This window comes from Pseudomonas sp. UBA3149 (assembly GCF_002364655.1).
Classification (GTDB): Bacteria; Pseudomonadota; Gammaproteobacteria; order Pseudomonadales; family Pseudomonadaceae; genus Chryseomonas; species Chryseomonas luteola.
Genome location: NZ_DEYV01000010.1, coordinates 516,947 through 539,243, shown reverse-complemented (window position 1 = coordinate 539,243; position 22,297 = coordinate 516,947). Strand labels below are relative to the sequence as shown.

The window sequence follows — 22,297 nt, the reverse complement described above, 5'->3', positions numbered from 1 at the left end:
CACTCATGTCTATAAATACACCTAAAGAAATCGCAACACTGGCGATACAGGCTGGTATTGCCAAAAATCGGCTTTCCATTCCTACCCTATTCATTCTTGGCGTTATGGCCGGCGCGTTCATTGCGACTGGTTTTCTTCTCGATATTCACGTTATTGGCACCATGCCCGCCGAATGGGGCTCGTTTGCAGGCTTCGTTGGCGCAGCGGTTTTCCCGGTCGGCCTGATCATGACCGTGCTGGCAGGCGGTGAGTTACTGACGGGCAATATGCTGCTGCTTCCTCTGGCACGTTTTGCAGGCGGTATCAGCACGATGGGGGTGATTCGCAACTGGCTATGGGTCACGCTTGCCAACTTTGTCGGCAGCCTGGCTGTCGCGTACTTCTTCGGTCATATGCTGGGTCTCACCGAGGGTGCATTCCTGGGCAAGACCGTTGCCATTGCGCAGGCAAAGATGAACGCCGACTTCCTTCACGCCTTCGTTTCCGGTATCGGATGCAACTGGCTCGTCTGTCTGGGCGTCTGGATCGCGTTTGCCAGCAAGGATGTGGTAGGTAAAGTCGTGGGCATGTGGTTTCCCGTCATGGCCTTTGTTGCCATCGGTTTTCAGCATGTGGTTGCCAACATGTTTATCATTCCAGCCGCTATCTTTGCAGGCCAGGCTACCTGGGCCCAATGTCTGCCCAACCTGGTAGCGGTTTTCCTGGGTAATGCTGTGGGTGGCGCCGGCTTTGTAGGGTTGGCCTATTTTCTGGCCTATCGCCCTGCATCTGCGCAAGCGACGGCCGATCTGGCGTCAGCGCTACAAAAGACCCAGGCGGATCTTGCACCCACAACACCCACACTCAAGGCCGTGAACGACTGATAAGTTGAAGTGCATAGCGGATTGACCGGCCACCCCTGCCGGTCAATCCATCCTATTTTGATGTCAGAGGCATTGCCCAACGGCTTCTGCCAGCTGCTGAGCTCGCGGGTCCATGAGAATATAAGGTCCCAATGTGTTGGTGGCGAAACCAAATGCTACCCTGCGCTCAGGGTCGGCGAACCCGATAGACCCACCCGCCCCTGGATGACCAAAGGCCTGCACGCCCAGGCCATAGGTTGCGTTGGCGTGGTCAGGCTGGTCCAGCATGAATCCCAGGCCGAAGCGTGTCGAGGTCATTAGCGTCCTGTCGTCACCCCGACTATGTTCCGTGAGCATGTGCTGCAAGACCGTCTGGTCCAGCAATCGACCGTCGAGCAGCCCCGCATAAAACCCTGCCAGTGAGCGCGCATTGCCATGACCGTTGGCGGCAGGCTGCTCGAAACGGCGCCACTCCGGTTTATTGGTGCTGGTCAGAATGCCCGGCGGGTTGGCAAAAGCACGGGTACTCAAGGCTTGGGGGTCGGTCATGGTGGTCTTCAAGAGACGCTGGGCGGCAGCATCCCCCATGTCGCCCTTGCCTCGAGCAATATGCGCAACCCGATACTCTTCGCTCTCAGGCAGACCGATATGAAAATCCAGCCCAAGCGGCCTGGCCGTTCGGGCAACAATAGCTTCCCCTGGTGAGCGGCCATCAATGCGGCGAATCAGTTCTCCCATCAGCCAGCCATAGGTCATCGGTGAATAGCCGTGGCTCTCGCCTGGCGTCCACCAAGGCGTTTCGGCGGCAAGGGCAGCCGTCATGGTGTCCCAGTCATACAGCGCACTGGCAGGCAATGGAGCACGCAAGGCAGCCAGTCCTGCCTGATGGCACAGTAACTGGCGCACCGTAATGGCGCCCTTGCCTGCAGCCGCAAATTCCGGCCAGTAGTGTTGTACTGGTTTATCCAGTTCAAGCCTGCCCTCTTGAACCAACTGCATGGCGGCCACGGCAGTAAAGGCTTTGGTGCAGGAAAATAGATTCAGTATCGTGTCCGTCTGCCACCCGCTCTGCGCATCCTTGTCCGCCGTGCCTGCCCAGAGATCCAGAACGGTTTCGCCGTCCACCTGAACGCACAGGGCTGCACCGCGGGTATGCACGCCTCGCCCCGGCTCGTCGAACAGAGCACTGAAGCGGTCCCTGACGGTTTCAAAGGCCAGATCGAAATAACCTTGGATCTGCACAGCTGTCTCCTCATCGTGGTCATATTCAAGTCTCTCACACTGACGAGAAGAGACCTCTACTACTGCACTTCCAGCCGGAACGGCGGTAAGGTGCTCAGGATGGCCTTGCCATAACGCTGCGTAACGACACGACGATCCAGCAGGCTGATCGTGCCGCTGTCCGACTCGGTGCGCAGGAGACGTCCACAAGCCTGGATCAGGCGCAGCGAGGCATCGGGCACAGCGATTTCCATGAACGGATTGCCACCCCGTGCCTCGATCCATTCGGCCAAAGCAGCCTCGACAGGATCATCCGGCACCGCAAAGGGAATCTTGGCAATCACGACGTGCTCACAATAAGCCCCGGGCAGGTCGACTCCTTCGGCAAAGCTGGCCAGACCGAACAATACGCTGGGCTCGCCATCATCCACGCGGGAGCGGTGTTTATTGAGTGTCTCCTGCTTGGACAGGTTGCCTTGGATCAGTACACGGCGGCGCCAGTCACGCTCCAGCCCATCGAAGACATCCTGCATCTGTCGCCGGGAAGAAAACAGCACCAATGCCCCCTTGGCCCCTTCCAGCATATCGGGCAGCTCTCGCACGATAGCCGCCGTATGGGCCGCAGAGTCTCTCGGATCCGCCTGCAGATTAGGTACGCGCAATAACCCTGCCTCGGCATATTTGAAGGGACTGGGCACAATTGCCGTGTTGGCGCTTTGAGGCAGGCCTGCCCGCATCCGAAAACGATCGAATGTCCCCAGCGCCGTCAAGGTGGCGGAAGTTACCAGCGCGCCATAAGCCACATTCCATAGCGTACGCCGTAGCGTTTCCGCAGCCAGGATGGGACTGGCATTGACCTCGATATCATGGAATGCACCGGACTCTACCAATGTCAGCCAGCGCGCCATGGGTGGTGAGTCGGTCGGATCTTCCAGCGTAAAGGCCGTCCACAGCTCCCAATTACCCTGGGACCGAGCCAGCAGGCTGCCAAACAACGGATACCATTCCTCAGCCTGATAGCTTGCAATGCCAATGCTTTTCTCCCCGTCCATGGCCTCTTTCAAGAGGTCCGTAAGACGAGTGAACAGGTCGGACAGCTGGGCAAAGCCCTTTTTGAGCTCAGTCCCCATTTCCCTTAAATCCGCTGGGACGAGGCCACCAACGAACCGATGGCGAGGCCGATCACGTCCCTCCATGTCTTCGCCAGCGCGAAACTCGGCCAGCTGCTCACAGGCTGTAAACATGAACTGCTGCTGGGTACGAATCTGTCTCGCCAGTTCAGGTACTTGCTCAACCAGCCGTCCCAGCTCGCCCGGCAAGGGATGTTGAGCTAGCAGCTTGGTCAGATTCTTGGCGATTTGCTCCAGCCACTCGGCCGTGGAACGCAGGCGGGTAAAGTGAGCGAAGTGATTGATCGCCTTGTCCGGCAGGTGATGGCCTTCGTCAAACACATAAATGGTATCGCGCGGGTCGGGCAGAATAGCCCCGCCACCGAGCGCAAGGTCAGCCAGTACAAGATCATGGTTGGTAACGATCACGTCTACCTTGGTCATGCCTTCACGGGCACGGAAAAAGGCGCATTGCTGAAAATTCGGGCAGTGCCGATTGGTGCACTGCGTATGGTCAGTGGTTATTCGTGACCAGTGTTGGTCATCAATGGCTTCTGGCCAGCTGTCACGGTCACCGTCCCAGCGATTACTGGCCAAGCGCTCGATCATCTTCGTAAACAGCTTCTGACCAGCCTCATCGACGTCGATCGTAAAGCCATCATCCGCAAACAGCTGAGCGGTCGTATTCTGGGCTTCGCTTTCCTGCAACATGAGATCCAGGCGCGACAGGCACAGGTAGCGCCCTCGCCCCTTTGCCAGGGCAAAATTGAACGACAGACCACTGTTACGCAGGATATCTGGAAGGTCCTTGTTGACGATCTGCTCCTGCAGAGCCACCGTTGCCGTCGCAATGACCAGACGCTTGCCGGCCGCCTTGGCCGCAGGAATGGCGGCGAGACTATAGGCAACGGTCTTGCCGGTACCGGTTCCGGCTTCCACAGCCACGACGGCAGGATCGCCAACGCGACGCCCTTCGTCATCCTGCTTGATCGCACCGAGCCCTTTGGCCGTCTCGGCAATCATCAGCCGCTGACCATAGCGCGGCTTGAGCGACTTGGCTTCGAGAAAGCGGGTATAAGCCCCCTGAATCTGGGACTTGAGTTCGGCACTAAGCATGGGGTTCCTCGACAGGGAAGCGTCATACGCTTCCAGCAGGCGCCACCGGCAGGTGACCCTATCAGCGATACAGCGCTGTATAAAATATCAGTAGTTTGGGAAAGCGGCTAATCGTAATGCACTTTTGCCGACGTACTGATTATATCACTAGCAAAAAAGACTTTTCGGTGCCGACCTCCCTGATCTGGAGCGGTTAAACCTAAAAAGCCTTGATTTTTCCTAAAGATACAAACGGTGTTTTCAAACCATGGCAAATCACATGATAAAAAACTGAGGCGATTAGCTATGGAAGAGCAGGCCCAACAACTGGACCGAGTCTGCTCCTTCAACCCATAGTTGTTTTAGCTCGGCTATTCAGTGGCCTGGAGCTGATCGTGTTGGTAGGCGATACCAGTGAAATACACCAAATAGCACTATCCATAAACGATTACGCCACGGATATGAACTTTGACGGAGTTGCCGGTTGAGCATGAGCACCTCCAAGACGCGCAAGCAAAACAGCACGACTCCAGCAAGATTCAGTAAAGCCTCGAACGGAAAGGCAAAAGGCTGGAACACGTTAGTTATGACAACGAGCCAGAATAAAAGAGAAAGAAATTTACCGATAATCATCAGGGCTGAGGACATGCTTTGTATTCAACATAAAAACTAACGTGATGTTGATTCTACTACCTAATGGAGATCAAGGCCGTCAGAGCATTTATGTAGCTTCCTTCCGTCTGTTCCCTGTTTCTTCCAATGGTCGGAAATTAACGTCGTCAGGCTTAAGGTCACGAGCGAGAGGCCGCCATACAAACAGATCCTCGTAGTGCTTATCCTTTGTCTGGTGGTTCTACCGTGAAAAGAAAAAAACTCTCGCTTACCTGCCTAGCCCCTTTGGCTTTGCTGAGCCCCTTTTCAGAGGCCAACGAGCTTAGCTGGAATTTAAAGCTAATCGGCCTAACGCCTACTTTTTACATTAACCAGCCTCTAGGGCAAGGTGTACGCGTGGGCGTATTGGATGGCTTGGCTGACTATAATCATCTGGAATTTAGTGGCCGACTTAATCGCAGCTGGCTCAGCCCGAACGGACAATACACATCTTTTGATAATCACGGATCGCATGTTGCAGGAATCATTGGAGCCGCCATGAACGGCAAAGGTACTATGGGTGTAGCGCCACGTGCCTCGCTGTCCAATGTAGCTGTATTTGATAACCGCGGCTGGGTCGCCGGCTTGTCTACATCCAATGCCATGGCTCGGGTCATAGCTGACGGCGCGCGCGTTACTAACATGAGCTATGGCCCTACGACTGCAGGTGACCTGGCCTATCCCGAGACGTTGAGCGCCATTAGCACTTATCGCCATCAGACAGTAGCCGTACTGGCAGCAGGCAATAATGGTGCGGTCCTAAAGAATGAACATTGGTCTTTGCAAAGCGCTCCGCTGGCTAACCTGGTCATTGTTGGTAGCGTGGATAGCAACAAGGCCCGCTCGGCCTTCTCCAATATCCCTGGCGAATCCTGTTTTACCACCTATCGATGCCAGGAAGCTGATAAGTTCAAGTATCGCTTTTTGATGGCCCCCGGCGGCAAATGGATTTATTCCACCGGTCCTAATAATAGCTATTTAGGCATGGCTGGTACGTCCATGGCAGCGCCTCATGTATCAGGTGCAGCGGCACTTCTCTTATCGAAGTGGCCTTTCCTAACTCCAGCGCAAACGGTCGATATTTTATTTAGGTCTGCGGAGGACTTAGGCGCAAAAGGCGTTGACTCCGTATACGGCTGGGGTCTTATACGCGTTGACCGCGCCATGGCGCCTGTCGGTCAAACACGAATTTCAACGGGTGCTACTGTCACGAGTAATAGTGTTCCAGCTAACTCGACGCGGCTGATTATGCCAAGTGCAATGGGAAGTAGCCGCGTTTTACGGTCAGCCATGCGCGATGCTGTAGTCTTTGATGAAGTAGGCCGCGACTTTCAGGTCGATGCTTCACAATGGAGTCATAACCGTACACTGGCGCTTGATTTATCTCGCCACTTGGCGCGTATGGTTGACATATCTCAACCAGATGTCATTTCACAGCGCTTGACTTCCAGCCTGACGCTGACAAGCCTCAGCACTCCTGCATTGAGAGGCGAACAAAACCTTACTTCGCCTCTTGAAGATACCGCAGAAGACAAGCGTCTCTCGCAGATGCCCGCCTGGCGCCTGGATGGCCAGACGAAAGACTTGTCCCTCAGCATTGGTAAAGGGTTTTCCTTCAGTGAAGCCTTCCTTGGTACGACTACTGCCCCCCTTTTTCTAACAGAGCGCTCGGCAGCTGAGCTGCCTTTGTCAGGATTAGCTAAGGAGGACGTATTCGGCCTTACTCGTCTCACACTAACTGACACCCTTGCCTTTTCAGTAGGCTTCAGTGAGCTATCCGACTCGACTCTGACAGCCAAAGCCCAAGGTACGCTGATAGCTGCACGCCTTGCTTATGCACCCAGCAAGCGCGTCGAAGTAGCAATCACGCAAACCGTTCTGGACGAGAAAGACATGACGCTCGGAGGCCCTTCAACGGGGGCGCTAGCGTTGGGCAAAGCCGCCCATACGGTAGCAACCGGTCTTAGTGTGACGATGAAACCTTTTCCTTCAGTACAGACACAGGTACACCTGACAGAAGCGGTAACACATCTAGAGGCAAGCGATACGTCTCTGTTCCGCTCTATAGATAATCTGCCAAGCCGGGCTTATGGTGGGTCCGTCATAAAGACAGGTGTCTTCAATGCAGAAGATGCGCTCGGCCTTAACATTACGAAGCCTCTGCGCGTTCATAGTGCACGTGCCTCCCTGGACACGCCTATTGGTCGAACAGATCAAGGTAGCGTGTTGTATAACCGTAGCGTGGTTAACCTGGAGCCACAGGGCAGCCAGACTGATATCGAGTTGAGCTACCGGGGAAAACTGGGAAAGCGTACCGGCTTTGGTGTCAGCCTGTTCCATCAGGACCAATTTAATCATCAGCGTGGCGAAACGAATAGCGGCGTCTCGTTCAGCGTTAAGATTGACCTTTAACTTCACGTACCCGACAGATACCCAAGGATCCTTTTGAGGTCCTTGGGTATAAGAAATCACTGACGCTCGACCAGAATTTCTACGCGCCGGTTGGTAGCACGACCTTCTGCCGTTTCGTTGGTAGCTACGGGCTGGCTTTCCCCAAGCCCTTGGACAGAGACGATACTGGCCGCCGGAACGCCCGACTGAACCAGGTAATTACGCACGGCTGCTGCACGACGCTCAGACAGGCGCTGGTTGTACTTTTCAGTACCCTTGCTGTCAGTATGTCCGTTAATGGTCAGCCGTGTCGTGGACGCTTCGTTTCTTAACCGGGAGGCTACGGTATCGAGCTGCGCACGGTCCGCCGGGCTGATTTCGGCCGAATCGAAGGCAAAGTGCAGATCACGTACAACAATGGTCTCTTGGCGAGGAAGCGGCTCGGGTGCAGGCGTGGGAGCCGGCGCAGGCGCTACCGGTTCGACAGCAGCTACCTGCTCTTCGCCCTGCCCATGAACATAGCAGTAAGCCCCCGCCGTGGCGCCGGCAACCAGCCCGCCCCACCCAGCATAGCTACTGCTTTCAATGGCTCCGACGGCCGCACCCGTGGCACCACCAATGGCGGCACACGCAGGCCAGTCCGTTTTCTTTATACCAGCGCAACCTGTTAAAACACTGCCCACCAGGATGAGGGGTAAAGCGGTCCTTATAATCGTCATTGTTGTCTCCTATTAAGGACTAGAAAAAGCGACCTCGAAAAAGGGATTGGACATCGATTTCTCCGCTCCGTCAGACTGGCGGTACAGGCCTGATCTTGACAGTGCCGCTTGATTAGTCTCCACAACAACCGCCGAGGTTCCACATGACCGCGACATTATCGTCACGTACTCCGCAACAGGCCTTGGCCGCGCTATTGGATCACTACACCCCTACTCGCCTGCTTATGGTCAGTGCCAGCGAGATACCCGCCGTGCAGGCTTTCAAGGCAGCTCACCCTGACTGCGAGTTGACGCAGTCCCCTGCCGGATCATTACAGGAACCGGTATCCCACCAACGCTATGACCTGGCTATCCTGGCTGACTGTCTGGAACACCTGTCAGTACGTGAAGGTCAGCAACTACTGGGCGGAATCCGCAACCTCAACGCCAGTCGGCTGGCTGTCCTAGTCGATCTGGCCGCCAGCCAATGGCAGCCCAGGGACTTCTATGCTCTGGCCATGCAACAGAGCGAGCGCTTTCAGCGTGATCAGCAAACCCTGACGTTGTTCACGTATGATCTGCATGATTACAAGCAGGTACCGGACTGGCTGAACGCCCGCTTCTGGGCCCATCCTGAACTCTTTGGAAAATATTGGTGGTAACGATGGCATCTGCTCCTTGCCCATGCGGCAGCGACGAGCTACTCGACAACTGCTGCGGCCGCTATCATTCAGGTGCCCCAGCCCCTACAGCGGAGGCGCTGATGCGCTCGCGTTACAGCGCCTATGTGCTGGGGTTGATCGACTACCTGATCAAGACGACCTTGCCTGCACAACAGGCAGGACTGGACAGGGCAGCCATAAGCGCCTGGAGCGCCCAGAGCACCTGGCTTGGGCTTGAGGTTGAAAGCCATGAGCCTCTGGGAGGCGTGCCTGAACACGCCTGGGTTATCTTTGTGGCCCGCTGGCACGATGCACAGGGGGACCATGCACACCGTGAGCGCTCGGCGTTTGTTCAACAGCAGGGGCGCTGGTATTTCCTGGATCCGACCGTGGCCATGACGGCAGGCCGCAACGACCCTTGCCCATGTGGTAGCACGACCAAACTCAAGAAATGTTGCGGCCCTTTCCTGCCATAGTAGAGCCGCTACACCAGTTTGAGATGAGACGTATCGGGCACCTGGACGGCTGTCTGTGGCCTTTCCTCGCCCATGTCGCTTCCTACCGGTGCCAGCGTGAGCTTACCCAGATCAACCTGGGGCGGAGCGACCTCGGCCTTCTGGTCCTGCAGATCCGCTCCAACCGGTGCCAAGCCAAAGTCCGGAGCATCGACATTGACGAACGCCGCCATGACCTCATCGCGCGGCGCGACGGATACGCGACGTGCTACAGGCGATGCGCCCGATTCCGGCTTCTCGGTGGCGACTGGAGCTGGGGCAAGGTCGATCTCTTCCGCAATTACCATTGACACGACTTCAACCCTAGCACCGGCATGGGTCAGCGCAGCCCGATATTTTTCAGCAGCGGCTGCATCCAGTCTATTCTTGATAATGACGCGGCGCCCGGAAAACAGCTGAGCGATACGCTTCTCGTCCGCCTGGAACAACCGAGCCAGGTTGGCACGTACTTGCGCTTCGTCAGCACCTGGCACTACCTCACCGGAAAAGGCGATCTCGAAAAGGCTCATGTTCATCATCCTGTCTAGCTTGAGGGCTATAAGTTCTGTAGATTGCTTACCGCCTGAGGAGCGGCTAGCCCGTTTTTCAACCTGTATAAGTACAACATAATGGCCCAGGCACTTGCCGACTTCAGAATAAAATGAGCATGGCTCGCGTTTGGGTAAGGTCCAGCTTATGCCAGGCACGCCTGTGCAACAATCGGACCGAGCTATTTTTCAATGCGCCGACGCGCTGTAACCGCTGCCCTTCGTTATGGAGTCGTCACATGTTTTTTCGGGCATTCAACAGGAGAGTCCTAGGTCTCTCGCTAGGCATCCTGATCCTGTTTGGAATCAGTGGCTGTACGTGGTTCTCCAGGGATTATGAAGACCCTGAAATACAGCTGACCCAGGTAGACCTGCTCAAAGCCAAATTATGGGGACAGGAATTCCTGTTGCACTTCAAGGTGGACAACCCCAACGATATCGATCTGCCCATTCGTGGCATGACGTATGCGATCTACCTGGAAGATGTTCCCCTTGCCGAAGGCGAAACGGGGCGTAACTTCACGATCCCAGCCTCTGGCAGCACGGAGTTTACCCTCCCCGTGCAGACCAATATGTGGCGGTACGTCAAAGACATCGTCAAACTGATCAAACGGACCGACAAGCCCGTTCATTATCGTCTCGTTGGCGAAGTGAAGACCGGCTTGATGTTTGGCCGCAGCGTCTATATATCGCGCAGCGGCGAGATCGTCCCGAACAATTTTTTACCGGAGTAATCAATGAACCAGCAACCCCACGTCCACGGCCCTGACTGCAATCATGACCACGATCACGGCCATCATCACCATGTTCATGGGCCGCATTGCAATCATGGTCCAGCTACCCCTGTTCGAAACCCACTCAAAGAGATCGGTCGCAACGATCCCTGCCCGTGCGGAAGCGAGAAAAAGTACAAGAAGTGCCACGGCGCTTCATGAATAAATGACGGCCCACTGATGTGGGCCGCTCTCGTTCATCGTTCCTTTCGAACTGTAAGCGTCCAGCCCGGTCACTCCTTTGGCAGTACCCTTTGCCCCGGAGAGCCTTGATGATCGATCTTTATTACTGGACTACCCCTAACGGCCACAAAGTAACGCTGTTTCTTGAGGAAGCCGAACTGCCCTACCGCATTCATCCCATCAACATCATGAAGGATGAACAGTTTGCGCCAGATTTTCTGAAGATTTCGCCCAACAACAAGATTCCTGCCATTGTCGATCAGAACCCGGCAGATAATGGCAGCCCCGTGACGCTGTTCGAGTCTGGCGCCATCCTGCTCTATCTGGCGGAAAAAACCGGCAAGTTCATCCCGCTGAATATCCGCGGACGTCAGGAGGTCATGCAGTGGCTATTCTGGCAAATGGGCGGTCTGGGCCCTATGGCGGGTCAGAACCACCATTTCGGGCGTTTCGCCAAAGAGAAGATTCCTTATGCGATTGATCGGTACGTGAGCGAGACCGCGCGTCTTTACAGCGTACTGAACAAGCGCCTGGAAGATCGGGACTTTGTAGCCGGTGGGGAATACACCATTGCCGACATGGCCATTTACCCGTGGATCGTGCCGTACGAATGGCAACAGCAAAAATTAGAAGATTATCCAAACATCAAGCGGTGGTTTGAAACGATCAGCATGCGAACTGCCACTGTTCGCGCCTACGATCTCGTCAATAAGGTAAACCCGCCAGCGGCAAGCTGACTACCGGAGCAGGCGTCGGCAGCGCTATAGCGACCGACGCCTGTCATGATCACGTCAGCGGCTGACCGTCATCATCGTGGAAGCGCGCCTTTTCAACCGCTGGCGTGCGCCAGCCAGCCGACACACCCCACAGGAAAAACACCAGACCAATCACCGCCACTACCGCCAGATCCTCTCCGTATGGCAGATAACCCTGGCCACCGAAACGGTCGCTTCCCGCCCAGGAGACCGCTGCCAACACCGGCAGGAAACACAGCAGCCACAGCGAGCCGAAGAAATGACGGCTGAAACCCTTCCACCCCTGCTTGGCCTGGTAGTAGATGTATATGGGCAACGCCGCCACGATCAGCAGCATGATTTCACCTGTCCGAGGCCACTTGGCCCAGTAGAGAAGCTCAGTGGCGAAAATAAACGCCAGTGCGGCTAAAACAGACAGCCCTCGGATTCGCAAGGGGCGATAGAGCTCAGGCGCCGTCCGCCGCAATGCCATGACACTTACCGGCCCGGTCAGGTAGGAAATGATCGTGGCAACAGAAATAACTGCCGCCAGTGTGCCCCAGCCCCGGAAGAAAAACAGGAAGATGAAGGACACCGCAAGGTTCAGCCACATGGCCGGGCGGGGAATCCCGAACTTGGGATGTACATGCCCGAACATGGCCGGCAGGCTGCCGTTGCGCTGGATACCATAGATCATCCGCGCAGTGGTGGCGGTATAAGTAGCGCCTGTTCCGCTCGGGCTGACAAAGGCGTCCGCATAGAGCAGAAAGGCTAGCCAGTTCAGGTTCAAGGCCAGCGCCAGTTGGGCAAAAGGTGAGCTATATTCAAGACCTGCCCATCCCTCGTGCAGATGCTCAGGAGGAACGGCGCCTAGAAAAGCGACCTGGAGCAGCAGGTAGATCACCGTGGCGATAATGATCGAACCGATTACCCCAAAGGGTACGCTACGGCCGGGATTATGCGCCTCGCCTGCAAGGTTTACCGGACTCTGGAAACCATTGAAACTGAACACAATGCCGCTGATGGCTACTGCTGTCAGAACGGCCGAAATACTGATGGAGTGGTCTTCGCCGGTGATGCCAACGGTAAAATTCTCACTGTGAAAACCTGACAGCATGAGCGCTATGGCGGTCAGTGCCGGTACCACTAACTTGAATATCGTGATTGCGCTGTTACTGCGGGCATAGAGCTTGACGCCCCAGAAGTTGAGCAGGAAGTACACGACTACCAGGAGCGCGGCCAGTATCAGACCGGTTGTACTCAACTCGCCATGACCGCTGCTGACACTGTAAAGGTCCTGCGCCCATTGCCAGGGCCAGGACGCCATATACTGAACAGAAGCCTCTGCCTCGACCGGGATGACCGATACAATCGCGATCCAGTTGGCCCATCCGCCAATGAACCCTACCAGAGAGCCGTGCGAGTAGTGCCCATAGCGCACCATGCCGCCCGACTCTGGAAACATGGCACCCAGCTCGGCATAGGTCAGCGCGATGAAAAGAATGATCACTGCACCTAATAACCACGCATAGATAGCCCCAGGGCCTGCCAGCTGGGCAGCATGCCAGGCACCAAACAACCAGCCGGATCCGATGATCGACCCCAGCCCAGTAAACATTAAAGCTAGAGGCCCTAAATCGCGACGGATCGCGCGCTCATTCGACATCGTGTACTCCTTGGTCAGCGCCTTAAAAGACGGACTCAAGGCCGATGAACAGAGCAACAACGGGCCAAAAGTCGCCCGTCCAATTGGCGAAGCGACAAATCATGTCAGAATGTTTCTGTCGTGATAAGGATTAAATGTCGTTTTTAAACAAGTGTGATCCGCTTCACTGGTCAGAAAAATCACACCCGCTGGCGGAATGGACTGGACAGTGCTTGCCTGGATAACAACGCCTCACTAACGTAGCGCGCTTTTGAAACCCTGCTCCTCTGGAGACTATCCGTTCATGGATTTTCCTGCTTACCGGCGCCATCTGGGTCGCCTTGGTCTTGTTTCAGTACTGGGGCTTGCGGGCTGCCAGACAACGTTTGATCAACGTGACACGGATAGCCTTCCACCCAGCTCGGGCGTTCAGCCCATCAAGGGACTTGCAGAAAACGCGTCGATTCGGCGAAGCGAACTGGGCGTGCCCCTGATCGAAACATCGACCTTTCACGATGCGCTGTTCACGCTGGGTTATGTCCACGCATCGGATCGACTGAGCCAAATGATTACCTTGCGCCTGCTGGCGCAAGGACGGCTGGCAGAAATGGCAGGGCCGGACGCATTGGACACCGATCGCCTTATGCGTGCGGTCAATCTTAGGAAAACGGCAGAAACTGCCTACAAGAATGCATCGCCACGCCTGAAGAAGTTCCTAGAGGTCTACGCTCGCGGCGTTAACGCCTACCTGTTCCGTTACCAGAACAAGCTTCCAGCAGATCTGGCCGCCATCGGTTATCAGCCTGAATATTGGAAGCCTGAGGACTCCGCCCTGCTCTTTGCTCTGCTCGATTTCAGTCTGTCCGTCAATCTGAACGAGGAACTGGCCAGTCTGGCGTTGGCACAGAAGGTCAGCGCCGATACCTTGGCCTGGTTGCTGCCCAGCTATCCCGATGAGCCGATTCCCGTCGACGAAGCTGCCAAACTCAAGGGTTTGTCCTTGGCGGGACAAATCCCAGGGCTGGAGGCGTTGAACGCAGCCTCAACACGCCTCGCCCAGGTAAACGGATTGACGGTTCCCGCCGGAAGCAGCTGGGCCATTGCTCCGCAGCGCAGTCGCAGCGGCAAGAGCTTGTTGGCAGGTGACCTCAGCCAATCGCTAGCCCTGTCATCGGCCTGGAGCTACGTACAGGTTCGTGCGCCCCGTTATCAGGCGGCAGGATTGTCCCTGGCGGGAACGCCGTTCATTCTTTCCGGCTACAACGGCAAGCTGGCCTGGTCGTTTTCTCCAGCCATGGGCGACACTCAGGATCTATATCTTGAACGTGTACGCACCCAGGGCAGCGGCTTGAACTACGAGGTCAATGGAAAATGGACACCTGCAGCGGCCCGTTCCGAGACCTTTTTCATCAAAGGCCAGCGGCCGGTACGAGAGACTGTCTTCGAAACCCGGCATGGCCCGCTGATCAATCATCAAGTCGGCCAGCAAAGCGGTTATGGTCTGGCCTTGTGCAGGGCTACGCTCGATACGGACAAATCCATGGATGCAGTATTCGACCTGAGCCGGGCCAAGGATGTTGACCGCGCGTTCGAGATAACTCGAGACATCCGAGCGCTTGCGCTGAATATAGTCTTTGCCGACGCCGAACATGTTGCGTGGCAGGTGACCGGCCTGTACCCCAACCGCCGAGAAGGACGCGGGCTGCTGCCCTCACCCGGGTGGACCGATCGTTATGAATGGGATGGTTTTGCCGACCCGATGTTGCATCCTTATGACCAGGACCCTTCCCAAGGGTGGCTTGGCAATGCTGGCAACCGTACGGTGCCGCTGGGGTATGGCATGCAGCTGTCGAGCTCATGGCAGGCTCCCGAGCGGGCCGAACGTATCGCTCAGCTTGCAGGCTCGCAGACACGGCTGGAAGCTCGCAACCTGATGGCCATGCAGGCAGACCAGACCTCACCGTTGGTCGCCAAGGTCCAGGCCATGCTGAGCGCACCGGGCATGGCTCAGCCCCTCAAATCGGCCATCGAGGCCCTACCGGCTGAGCAACGCGCACATGCCAGCGAGGCCTTGCGCCGAATCGGCACGCTCGATGGGCGCCTATTGGCCACGTCAGCCGATGCGGCCGTCTATGAAGCATTTCTGCAGGCTACCGCTCGACTGACTTTTGCCGATGAACTGGGAGGAAACAACAGCCCGGCGATGCAGGCCCTAAACCGGATCGCCCCGCTCTCTTACTCAGCTCAAATCGATCATCTTCTGACCCGGGACGATAGTCCTTTCTGGAATGATACCCAGACGACAGCCGGACACGACAAGCCGGCCATTCTTGCCCAGGCGCTTGCCTCAGCCATTGCCGAATGCGAGCAGGCCATGGGTAATGACCGAAACAGCTGGCAATGGGGGCGTCTGCACACGTATGACTGGCAGGGCGAAACCGAACAGGCGGCTGCCCGGCCAGGTACCAATACACGCTATCCCGCTCGCCGGGCATATCCAGCAGGCGGTGACTTCTCGACGCTGGATCGCTCGGCCTATGGCTGGGGCAACGGCTTTGGGGTACACAGTGCCAACAGCTTGCGCATGGTCGTGGATTTTGGTCAGCCGGAACCGTTTATGGCCATTGATGGCAAGGGGCAGTCGGATAATCCGGCCAGCCCCTACTACGGCAAGGGCATCGAGCCCTGGCTGAAAGGTCAGTATTCCAGCTTTCCCTTCCAGCCGCACAATCTGGACCGTGTTTATGGCACGCGTCGTCTGACGCTAACGCCTGCCCAGTAAGCGAGCCGGCCCTGGCATATCACTTGCTTCATGTCTCTTCAGAAGCAAGTGCCAACGTCGGCATTTGCTGACCGTATATTCGACAATGGCGTCGTTCTGCGCCGATAACCCTTGTTATCGGCCTTAACGGCGCTTTTTTATTTAGGTTTTGCCAAGGCTTGCTATGACGACGATTAACGCCCTCGCCTGGGTATCAGGCTCGGATGCACCAGAACGGAGCATTGTAAATCTGGGCTTCATGCCCCTGACCGACGCTGCCTCGCTGATCGTGGCAGCCACTCAAGGATTTGCTCAACCCTACGGATTGACCCTGCACCTGCATCGTCAGCCGTCCTGGTCAGCCCTGAGGGATCGTCTACTCAATGGCGAGCTGGATGCGGCGCACAGCTTGTACAGCATGATCTATGGCCTGCAATTGGGGCTGGGCAGTTCGTCACCCACCGACATGGCTGTCCTGATGGGCTTGGCCCAGAATGGGCAAAGCATCAATCTCTCAGCCTCGCTCGCGACCGAAGGTGTCACTACAGCTGAAGCACTGGCACACCGTATCCGGCAGTCTTCGCAGGCTCCGCTTGTGCTGGCGCATACCCTGCCCACCGGGACTCATGCGCTCTGGCTGTACTACTGGCTGGCCGCCAAAGGCATCCATCCGCTGGAAGATGTGAGCACCGCCGTGGTGCCTCCACCGATGATGGTGGAGCATTTACGCGCCGGCCGAATCGATGGGTATTGTGTAGGCGAGCCCTGGGGCGCCTCGGCCATTGAGCAAGGCCTGGGCGTGACCCTGGCTACAACGCAATCCATCTGGCCGGATCATCCAGAAAAGGTGTTGGCCTGTACCCGTGCGTTTGCCGAGCAGAACCCCAACACGGCCCGCGCCTTGATCTGTGCCCTGCTCGATGCCAGCCGGTTCATCGAGGAAAGCCTCGAGAATCGTCGCAGCACTGCACAACTGATCAGCGGCGCCGCTTATGTCAATGCACCGGTAAGCGCCATCGAGCCGCGCATGTTAGGTCAGTACACAAATGGACTGGGGCAGCGCTGGCAGGATGAGTATCCCCTGCGCTTCTTTCATAAGGGTGCAGTCAATATGCCCTATCTATCAGATGGCATGTGGTTCATGACTCAATTCCGCCGCTGGGGTCTTTTGCGCAATGATCCTGACTACGTGGGAGTAGCCCGTCAGGTACAGCAGCTCTCGCTTTACGGCGAGGCGGCAGCGCGTGTAGGCGTGGAGGTTCCTGATCAGCCCCTGCGCAGCGCTACGCTCATTGACGGCCGGGTATGGGATGGACAGGATCCGGCAGGCTACGCCCGCAGCTTTAACCTGCATGCCCTGGCTGACGCCATGCTTAATCCACTGACTTGACTTCGAGGCGACAAGCACCATGCGCATTCTGCTTATCGACGACACTCCGAAGAAGGTAGGCCGCCTGAAGGCCGCCCTGCTGGAAGCCGGCTTTGACGTAATCGAAGAGTCCGGCCTGACCATAGACCTGCCCGCCCGAATCGAAGCGATCCGCCCCGATGTCATCCTGTTCGACACCCAGTCGCCCAGCCGTGACGTTATGGATCAGGTATGCCTGGTGACGCGAGACCGCCCTCGGCCAATCGTCATGTTTACCGACGAGCACGATCCAGATGTCATGCGCCAGGCCATTCAGTCAGGTGTGAGCGCCTATATCGTGGAAGGCATTCATGCCCAACGGTTGCAACCGATCCTCGACGTGGCCATGGCACGCTTCGAAACCGATCAGGCTCTGCGCGCCCAGCTGCAGGCACGGGAACAGCAACTAGCCGAGCGCAAGCGAATCGAGCTGGCGAAAGGCATGTTGATGAAAATGCGGGACTGCAATGAGGAGCAGGCTTACACCCTGATGCGCCGCCAGGCCATGAGTAAACAGCAGAAGCTCGTTCAGGTCGCCGAGCAGATCATCTCCATGAACGAGCTGCTCGGCATGTAAAGCCCCTCATTGACGTTGTTGCACGGAGTGCGCTGGCGAGGTTGGCAGCGCAGTGACCGTCTGACTCAAGCAGACCCGGTTGCGGCCCTGCCGCTTGGCTTCGTAGAGCGCCTTGTCAGCGGCCTGCAGCAGTTCCTCGGCTTTCTGGCCGCTCTGTGGATACATGGCAATACCCAGCGAAATGGTGACCGGGCCCAGAGGTGCACCGCCATAGACCAGTTGCATGTGACTGACCGCCTCACGTAGCGCCTCGCAACGCGCCAGGGCGCCTGCCTGGGTGCACTCGGGCAATACCAGGGCAAACTCCTCTCCACCAAAGCGGCAGGCCAGATCACTGGCCCTGACCAGGCGTTTAACCTCCACGGCCAAATGCCTTAAGACCGCATCGCCAGCCTCATGGCCGTGAGTATCGTTAAACCGTTTGAAGTGATCCACGTCGAACAGCACGACAGCCGTTGTCGTCTGGTTGCGACTGGCACGCAGCAGTTCGCGGCTCAGAGTCTCATCGAGGAAACGGCGGTTGTGCAGTCCGGTCAGCGCATCCACGATGGACTGATGACGCAGGCTGTCACGCAGGGCCAGGTTCGCCACGCCCAGGGATACCTGCTCGGCAAAGGCTTCGGCCAGCTTGAGTCCTGAGGTGGGATGCTCGCACAGCGTCAACACACCGATAGGCTCACCCTGCGCCATCAGTGGCACACAGATGTAGCCGCCTTGCGCCTGGACGACATTGACCAGATGGGGACAGACCAGATCCTTGGTTACGTCCTGGACATCATGGGTCTGCCCACGACGCACCGACCAACACTGGTGAGGCTCGAACATGGTCTTCTGCTCAACCCAGCCATTCCAGGCTCCTGCGAGTTCCAGGACATCCCGCGAGGGGTGATACAGATGAATACACCCTGGGGCGGATCCGAACAGCTGGCTGGCGAACCGGGTGATGATGTCGTAGCACTCGGCAAAGTCCGTAGTTGAATGCAAAGCGCTGGCCATACGGCTCATGAGCTCCGTTTCACGGTTGCGCAGTTCGAGCTGTTGCATGCCGTCGCTTAATTGCTCTGAGAGTTCAAGCAGGCGTTTTTCGCTTGTCTTGGTCTCATTTAGTACGCGGAACGTGAACTTATAAAGAATCGCAACGAGGACCAGATCGAGCATGGCAATAAGCAGGAGCGCAATACGGATGATCTGACGACGCCATTCCACCTGCCGGGACAGCAATAGGCTCTCTTGCGACATACGATTTTCAATCGTGGCGACTTCCTGTCGAATGGTATCCATGAGCCGTTTTCCCTCCCCCGTGCTGACCCGTGCTACTGCCTCGGACAGCCCCCGCTCACGGCGCAGCTGAATAGTGCCATTCCAATAGGCTCGCTGCTGACCGATCATATCCTGAAGGGCAGCAAACTCAGGGTACTGCTTCGCATCCATTGCTTGCCGCAAGGGAATCACAAGATGGTCGACCTCGGCATATCCTTGAAACAGAGGCGTCAGATAATCTTCACGGCCTGTAATGATGAACCCACGCTGGCCGGTTTCACCATCCTTGATTGCTGAAAATAAGCGCTGCAGCTGTTGGAGGCGCATTTCAGCTGCTTCGTAGTTATCCAGGCCGCTGCGAATCCAGCTGGTGCTGCTAAGAGGCACAATCACATTGAGAACCAGCATGGCGATGATTAGGCTGAATCGGCTACGCAACTGCGAAGCAGTCTTGGTCATTGCTTGTTTCCAGGAGATGCATCTATCGGATTAGAAGTCTAGCCGCTGCTGATCAATCCATAAGCAGTGTTTGCAGGAAGCAATCGAGCAAAAAGGCAGAACAACGGTCATACCGGTAAGTCTGCCTGTTTTTTCCGGCAGGCGACAGGTTTGTTCGATCTCTCTTGAAGGCGGCCCCTATCTAGGCTATAAGCCCGGAAACCCCGTATGGACATCATCATGCTCAAACACTTGATCGGTCTGTTCAGAGCGCCTTCGGAAGAAGAGCGGAAATTGGCGCAAACGATCAACAACTCGTACAAGTCTCTTCGGGTCGTAGGCCGCGGTACCATTCGGATTGATCCTGAAGAAGTGTTCGACTCGCCGGAGTTCAAGCAGGATCTCGACCGAGCCAAGCGCCTTATCAACGGCTAAATGTTTCTTCTCCTTCTTCTGCCTATCCTGGTTAGCGGGTTTCTCGTCTGTCACAAGCACCCGCTTTTCTACTATCGCCTGCATCGCTACGAGGGACAGTACCTCTATTTGCAGAGCGCCCGGCTGGGTCTGTTTTGCGCGCTTCTTTCGCTGACCCTCAACCTCATGCTGTTTCTGCTCGTGGCCCAGCATGACTGGACGGTTGCAGGCCGTACCTTTTCGCTCGATTACTTTTCCGGCCTGGCGAGCCTGATCCTGCAGACCCATGCCATTGAGGAGGCGAGCCAGGCCGCCCAGCTCTCCTGGATTCTTATCCTCACCGTGACCGCACTCATGATCCCAAGGCCCTGGGCATTTCTGGCCAAGGCTTACATCAAGCGGCGGCATGGGTTGAAGGAAGAGAACTATGCGATGTTTCTCATGGCCGGCATTCTTAAGGACAGTCCGTTGGATGACCTGCTATTCAATGCCACGATCAACCGTGAAACCCTGATGCTCTCTCTGGAGGAGCGCAAGGTCTACGTAGGCAAGATCACGACCCTGGGTGAACCCAGCGAAACGGAAGGTGCCGATCAGGAGGTCTGCATCAAGCCGATCATGAGCGGCTATCGGGACAAGGACAAACTCTGGGTAACGTTCACGACCCACTATGCCGATGCGGACAAGGATATTTACCTCACGCTGAAGCAGAGCCAAATTCTGTCTGCGACCAAGTTCGACTTTGATGCCTACGAGCGCTTTGTCCGCAGTAAAAAGCCGGACCATGTAACGTCTTAACAAGACGATGCCTGTGCCCCATATCCGGGCATGTCTATCCACGATGCGCTGTAATGATTCAAACGGGCGGATGGTCTGACGGTAAAACCGCAGGCCAGAGCGCTTTGCTGACTTGGCGTGGCGTTTGCTAATCCATCCGTAACGGTAGCCAACGGCGGTTACCCACCTACGACAAAGGCGTCGCGTTGCTCCTGCTCCGGCAGAGGGCAACGTGGCGCCTTTGTCGTTTCTGCCCCAATGCCCGGGGCGGGTGGACGCTCCGCGGTTGTGCTGAATGCCTGGCATTTCACAACGCACGTCAGGCGCGTTCGCCTTGTGATGTTCGAACTGAGGCCCTGCCGCGTGGCGGGTACATCGTTGATTACGAGGTGCACGAATGAACACGAGTTTCTGGAAAGCCGGCCATGCGCCGACCCTGTTCGCCGCGTTTCTATATTTCGATCTGAGTTTCATGGTCTGGTACGTGCTTGGCCCGCTAGCCGTGCAGATCGCGGCCGACCTGCAACTGACGACTCAGCAACGCAGCATGATGGTCGCCACGCCCATTCTGGCAGGCGCCGTGCTGCGTCTGATCCTCGGCTTTGTGGCTGACACGCTCTCGCCCAAGACCGCTGGCATTATTGGCCAGATCGCCGTTATCGCGGCGCTATTCGTGGCGTGGCAGATGGGTATCGACAGTTACGAGCAGGCTCTGCTGCTGGGACTCTTTCTGGGTTTTGCCGGCGCTTCCTTTGCCGTCGCCCTGCCACTGGCCTCGCAATGGTATCCGCCGCAGCATCAGGGCAAGGCCATGGGCATTGCAGGTGCCGGCAACTCGGGAACGGTCTTCGCGGCGCTGTTCGCTCCTGGTCTTGCAAAACTGTTCGGCTGGACCAACGTCTTTGGCTGGGCGTTGATTCCGTTGGTCGCTACGCTCGTCTTCTTCGTATTGTTTGCACGCAATGCACCGCAGCGGCCTGCGCCGAAGAAACTAGCCGACTATGCCAAGGCCCTGGGTGACCAGGACAGCTGGTGGTTCATGTTTTTCTATAGCGTGACCTTTGGTGGTTTTCTCGGCCTTGCCAGTACCCTGCCGGGTTACTTTCATGACCAATATGGCCTGGAGCCCGTCGTTGCCGGCTATTACACCGCTGCCTGCGTCTTTGGCGGTAGCCTGATGCGCCCGCTGGGTGGCGCGCTGGCTGATCGGATCGGCGGTATCCGCTGCCTGTTGGGCATGTATACCGTGGCAGCTGTCTGTATTGCCGCAGTAGGCTTCCATCTGCCCAGTGCAACGGCCGCCCTGGGGCTGTTCGTAGTCGCCATGCTGAGCCTGGGCGCAGGCAATGGCTCGGTTTTCCAGCTGGTGCCGCAGCGCTTTCGCAAGGAGATCGGCGTCATGACTGGCTTGATTGGTATGGCAGGTGGTATTGGAGGCTTTGTTCTGACGGCGGGCCTTGGTGCCATCAAGCAATCCACCGGTGATTATCAGCTGGGCCTCTGGCTATTCGCCTGCCTGGGCGTACTGGCCTGGTTTGGTCTGCTGAGTGTGAAGCGGCGTTGGAGAACCACCTGGGGATCGGCGGCCGTGTCTGCCGCACGCGTTTAACTCGAAG

20 protein-coding genes are annotated in these 22,297 nt (G+C 56.7%); 13 read left to right on the top strand and 7 right to left on the bottom strand.

The window, feature by feature from the left end; genetic code table 11:
• The first annotated feature begins 5 nt into the window (after window positions 1-5).
• Complete coding sequence (locus B3729_RS08535; protein WP_010794970.1) at window positions 6-863, top strand: formate/nitrite transporter family protein; 858 nt, start codon at window positions 6-8, stop codon at window positions 861-863.
• Between the two features lie 63 nt (window positions 864-926).
• Here the strand turns inward: B3729_RS08535 and B3729_RS08530 are convergent, their stop codons facing one another.
• The 3 genes from B3729_RS08530 to B3729_RS08520 all read right to left on the bottom strand — a co-directional run bounded on the left by B3729_RS08530 (window position 927) and on the right by B3729_RS08520 (window position 4,900).
• The gene (locus tag B3729_RS08530; protein ID WP_122042163.1) at window positions 927-2,084 is read right to left on the bottom strand and encodes a serine hydrolase domain-containing protein; all 1,158 of its coding nucleotides are present in this window, start codon (window positions 2,082-2,084) and stop codon (window positions 927-929) included.
• 59 nt (window positions 2,085-2,143) lie between these two features.
• A complete protein-coding gene (gene dinG / locus B3729_RS08525; RefSeq protein WP_074823795.1) occupies window positions 2,144-4,288 on the bottom strand; it encodes an ATP-dependent DNA helicase DinG in 2,145 nt (714 codons plus the stop codon).
• A 354-nt stretch (window positions 4,289-4,642) separates the two neighbouring features.
• Window positions 4,643-4,900 carry a DUF1145 domain-containing protein gene (locus tag B3729_RS08520; RefSeq protein ID WP_286787704.1) on the bottom strand — a complete coding sequence of 86 codons (258 nt, stop codon included), beginning with the start codon at window positions 4,898-4,900 and terminating at the stop codon, window positions 4,643-4,645.
• Between the two features lie 225 nt (window positions 4,901-5,125).
• On the opposite strand from B3729_RS08520, the gene B3729_RS08515 reads away from it, so the two are divergent.
• On the top strand, window positions 5,126-7,330 hold the full coding sequence (locus B3729_RS08515) for a S8 family peptidase (RefSeq protein ID WP_286787607.1): 2,205 nt from the start codon (window positions 5,126-5,128) through the stop codon (window positions 7,328-7,330).
• A 56-nt stretch (window positions 7,331-7,386) separates the two neighbouring features.
• Here the strand turns inward: B3729_RS08515 and B3729_RS08510 are convergent, their stop codons facing one another.
• Window positions 7,387-8,028, bottom strand: coding sequence for an OmpA family protein (locus B3729_RS08510; RefSeq protein ID WP_286787606.1), 642 nt, complete (start codon window positions 8,026-8,028; stop codon window positions 7,387-7,389).
• Between the two features lie 143 nt (window positions 8,029-8,171).
• Between B3729_RS08510 and B3729_RS08505 the strand changes: the two genes are divergently transcribed.
• Window positions 8,172-8,669 carry a DUF6231 family protein gene (locus B3729_RS08505; RefSeq protein ID WP_010794976.1) on the top strand — a complete coding sequence of 166 codons (498 nt, stop codon included), beginning with the start codon at window positions 8,172-8,174 and terminating at the stop codon, window positions 8,667-8,669.
• Between the two features lie 2 nt (window positions 8,670-8,671).
• Window positions 8,672-9,145 carry a YchJ family protein gene (locus B3729_RS08500; RefSeq protein WP_286787605.1) on the top strand — a complete coding sequence of 158 codons (474 nt, stop codon included), beginning with the start codon at window positions 8,672-8,674 and terminating at the stop codon, window positions 9,143-9,145.
• Window positions 9,146-9,153: 8 nt separating this feature from the next.
• Here the strand turns inward: B3729_RS08500 and B3729_RS08495 are convergent, their stop codons facing one another.
• Window positions 9,154-9,693, bottom strand: coding sequence for a hypothetical protein (locus tag B3729_RS08495; protein ID WP_286787604.1), 540 nt, complete (start codon window positions 9,691-9,693; stop codon window positions 9,154-9,156).
• Between the two features lie 257 nt (window positions 9,694-9,950).
• Here B3729_RS08495 and B3729_RS08490 point away from each other — a divergent pair, with 257 nt between their 5' ends.
• The 3 genes from B3729_RS08490 to B3729_RS08480 all read left to right on the top strand — a co-directional run bounded on the left by B3729_RS08490 (window position 9,951) and on the right by B3729_RS08480 (window position 11,404).
• A complete protein-coding gene (locus B3729_RS08490) occupies window positions 9,951-10,445 on the top strand; it encodes an LEA type 2 family protein (RefSeq protein ID WP_010794979.1) in 495 nt (164 codons plus the stop codon).
• Window positions 10,446-10,448: 3 nt separating this feature from the next.
• On the top strand, window positions 10,449-10,646 hold the full coding sequence (locus tag B3729_RS08485) for an SEC-C metal-binding domain-containing protein (protein WP_010794980.1): 198 nt from the start codon (window positions 10,449-10,451) through the stop codon (window positions 10,644-10,646).
• A 110-nt stretch (window positions 10,647-10,756) separates the two neighbouring features.
• Window positions 10,757-11,404 carry a glutathione binding-like protein gene (locus B3729_RS08480; RefSeq protein WP_074823778.1) on the top strand — a complete coding sequence of 216 codons (648 nt, stop codon included), beginning with the start codon at window positions 10,757-10,759 and terminating at the stop codon, window positions 11,402-11,404.
• Window positions 11,405-11,453: 49 nt separating this feature from the next.
• Here B3729_RS08480 and B3729_RS08475 read toward each other — a convergent pair whose 3' ends face one another.
• The gene (locus B3729_RS08475; RefSeq protein WP_286787603.1) at window positions 11,454-13,067 is read right to left on the bottom strand and encodes an APC family permease; all 1,614 of its coding nucleotides are present in this window, start codon (window positions 13,065-13,067) and stop codon (window positions 11,454-11,456) included.
• A gap of 283 nt (window positions 13,068-13,350) precedes the next feature.
• On the opposite strand from B3729_RS08475, the gene B3729_RS08470 reads away from it, so the two are divergent.
• From B3729_RS08470 to B3729_RS08460, 3 genes are all read left to right on the top strand, one after another.
• Window positions 13,351-15,828: a penicillin acylase family protein gene (locus B3729_RS08470; protein WP_286787602.1), complete on the top strand. Its 2,478-nt coding sequence runs from the start codon at window positions 13,351-13,353 to the stop codon at window positions 15,826-15,828.
• A gap of 163 nt (window positions 15,829-15,991) precedes the next feature.
• Window positions 15,992-17,197: a CmpA/NrtA family ABC transporter substrate-binding protein gene (locus B3729_RS08465; RefSeq protein WP_286787601.1), complete on the top strand. Its 1,206-nt coding sequence runs from the start codon at window positions 15,992-15,994 to the stop codon at window positions 17,195-17,197.
• 19 nt (window positions 17,198-17,216) lie between these two features.
• Window positions 17,217-17,792, top strand: a complete 576-nt coding sequence (locus tag B3729_RS08460) for an ANTAR domain-containing response regulator (protein WP_010794985.1) — start codon at window positions 17,217-17,219, stop codon at window positions 17,790-17,792.
• 6 nt (window positions 17,793-17,798) lie between these two features.
• On the opposite strand, the gene B3729_RS08455 is transcribed toward B3729_RS08460, so the two are convergent.
• Window positions 17,799-19,511 (bottom strand): diguanylate cyclase, encoded by a 1,713-nt coding sequence (locus B3729_RS08455; RefSeq protein WP_286787600.1) that lies wholly within the window; start codon window positions 19,509-19,511, stop codon window positions 17,799-17,801.
• Between the two features lie 207 nt (window positions 19,512-19,718).
• Here B3729_RS08455 and B3729_RS08450 point away from each other — a divergent pair, with 207 nt between their 5' ends.
• The 3 genes from B3729_RS08450 (at window position 19,719) to B3729_RS08440 (ending at window position 22,290) form a co-directional block, all read left to right on the top strand.
• On the top strand, window positions 19,719-19,925 hold the full coding sequence (locus tag B3729_RS08450) for a hypothetical protein (RefSeq protein WP_010794987.1): 207 nt from the start codon (window positions 19,719-19,721) through the stop codon (window positions 19,923-19,925).
• Window positions 19,926-20,702, top strand: coding sequence for a hypothetical protein (locus tag B3729_RS08445; RefSeq protein WP_125889245.1), 777 nt, complete (start codon window positions 19,926-19,928; stop codon window positions 20,700-20,702).
• Window positions 20,703-21,078: 376 nt separating this feature from the next.
• Window positions 21,079-22,290: a nitrate/nitrite transporter gene (locus B3729_RS08440; RefSeq protein WP_010794989.1), complete on the top strand. Its 1,212-nt coding sequence runs from the start codon at window positions 21,079-21,081 to the stop codon at window positions 22,288-22,290.
• Window positions 22,291-22,297 lie beyond the last annotated feature (7 nt).

Coding starts and splice junctions, on each gene's coding strand:
- B3729_RS08440 (WP_010794989.1), top strand. CDS start 21,079: ATGAACACGAGTTTCTGGAAAGCCGGCCATGCGCCGACCCTGTTCGCC.
- B3729_RS08505 (WP_010794976.1), top strand. CDS start 8,172: ATGACCGCGACATTATCGTCACGTACTCCGCAACAGGCCTTGGCCGCG.
- B3729_RS08460 (WP_010794985.1), top strand. CDS start 17,217: ATGCGCATTCTGCTTATCGACGACACTCCGAAGAAGGTAGGCCGCCTG.
- B3729_RS08480 (WP_074823778.1), top strand. CDS start 10,757: ATGATCGATCTTTATTACTGGACTACCCCTAACGGCCACAAAGTAACG.
- B3729_RS08520 (WP_286787704.1), bottom strand. CDS start 4,900: ATGATTATCGGTAAATTTCTTTCTCTTTTATTCTGGCTCGTTGTCATA.
- B3729_RS08490 (WP_010794979.1), top strand. CDS start 9,951: ATGTTTTTTCGGGCATTCAACAGGAGAGTCCTAGGTCTCTCGCTAGGC.
- B3729_RS08495 (WP_286787604.1), bottom strand. CDS start 9,693: ATGAGCCTTTTCGAGATCGCCTTTTCCGGTGAGGTAGTGCCAGGTGCT.
- B3729_RS08475 (WP_286787603.1), bottom strand. CDS start 13,067: ATGTCGAATGAGCGCGCGATCCGTCGCGATTTAGGGCCTCTAGCTTTA.
- B3729_RS08510 (WP_286787606.1), bottom strand. CDS start 8,028: ATGACGATTATAAGGACCGCTTTACCCCTCATCCTGGTGGGCAGTGTT.
- B3729_RS08465 (WP_286787601.1), top strand. CDS start 15,992: ATGACGACGATTAACGCCCTCGCCTGGGTATCAGGCTCGGATGCACCA.
- B3729_RS08500 (WP_286787605.1), top strand. CDS start 8,672: ATGGCATCTGCTCCTTGCCCATGCGGCAGCGACGAGCTACTCGACAAC.
- B3729_RS08450 (WP_010794987.1), top strand. CDS start 19,719: ATGGACATCATCATGCTCAAACACTTGATCGGTCTGTTCAGAGCGCCT.
- B3729_RS08535 (WP_010794970.1), top strand. CDS start 6: ATGTCTATAAATACACCTAAAGAAATCGCAACACTGGCGATACAGGCT.
- B3729_RS08445 (WP_125889245.1), top strand. CDS start 19,926: ATGTTTCTTCTCCTTCTTCTGCCTATCCTGGTTAGCGGGTTTCTCGTC.
- dinG (WP_074823795.1), bottom strand. CDS start 4,288: ATGCTTAGTGCCGAACTCAAGTCCCAGATTCAGGGGGCTTATACCCGC.
- B3729_RS08455 (WP_286787600.1), bottom strand. CDS start 19,511: ATGACCAAGACTGCTTCGCAGTTGCGTAGCCGATTCAGCCTAATCATC.
- B3729_RS08485 (WP_010794980.1), top strand. CDS start 10,449: ATGAACCAGCAACCCCACGTCCACGGCCCTGACTGCAATCATGACCAC.
- B3729_RS08470 (WP_286787602.1), top strand. CDS start 13,351: ATGGATTTTCCTGCTTACCGGCGCCATCTGGGTCGCCTTGGTCTTGTT.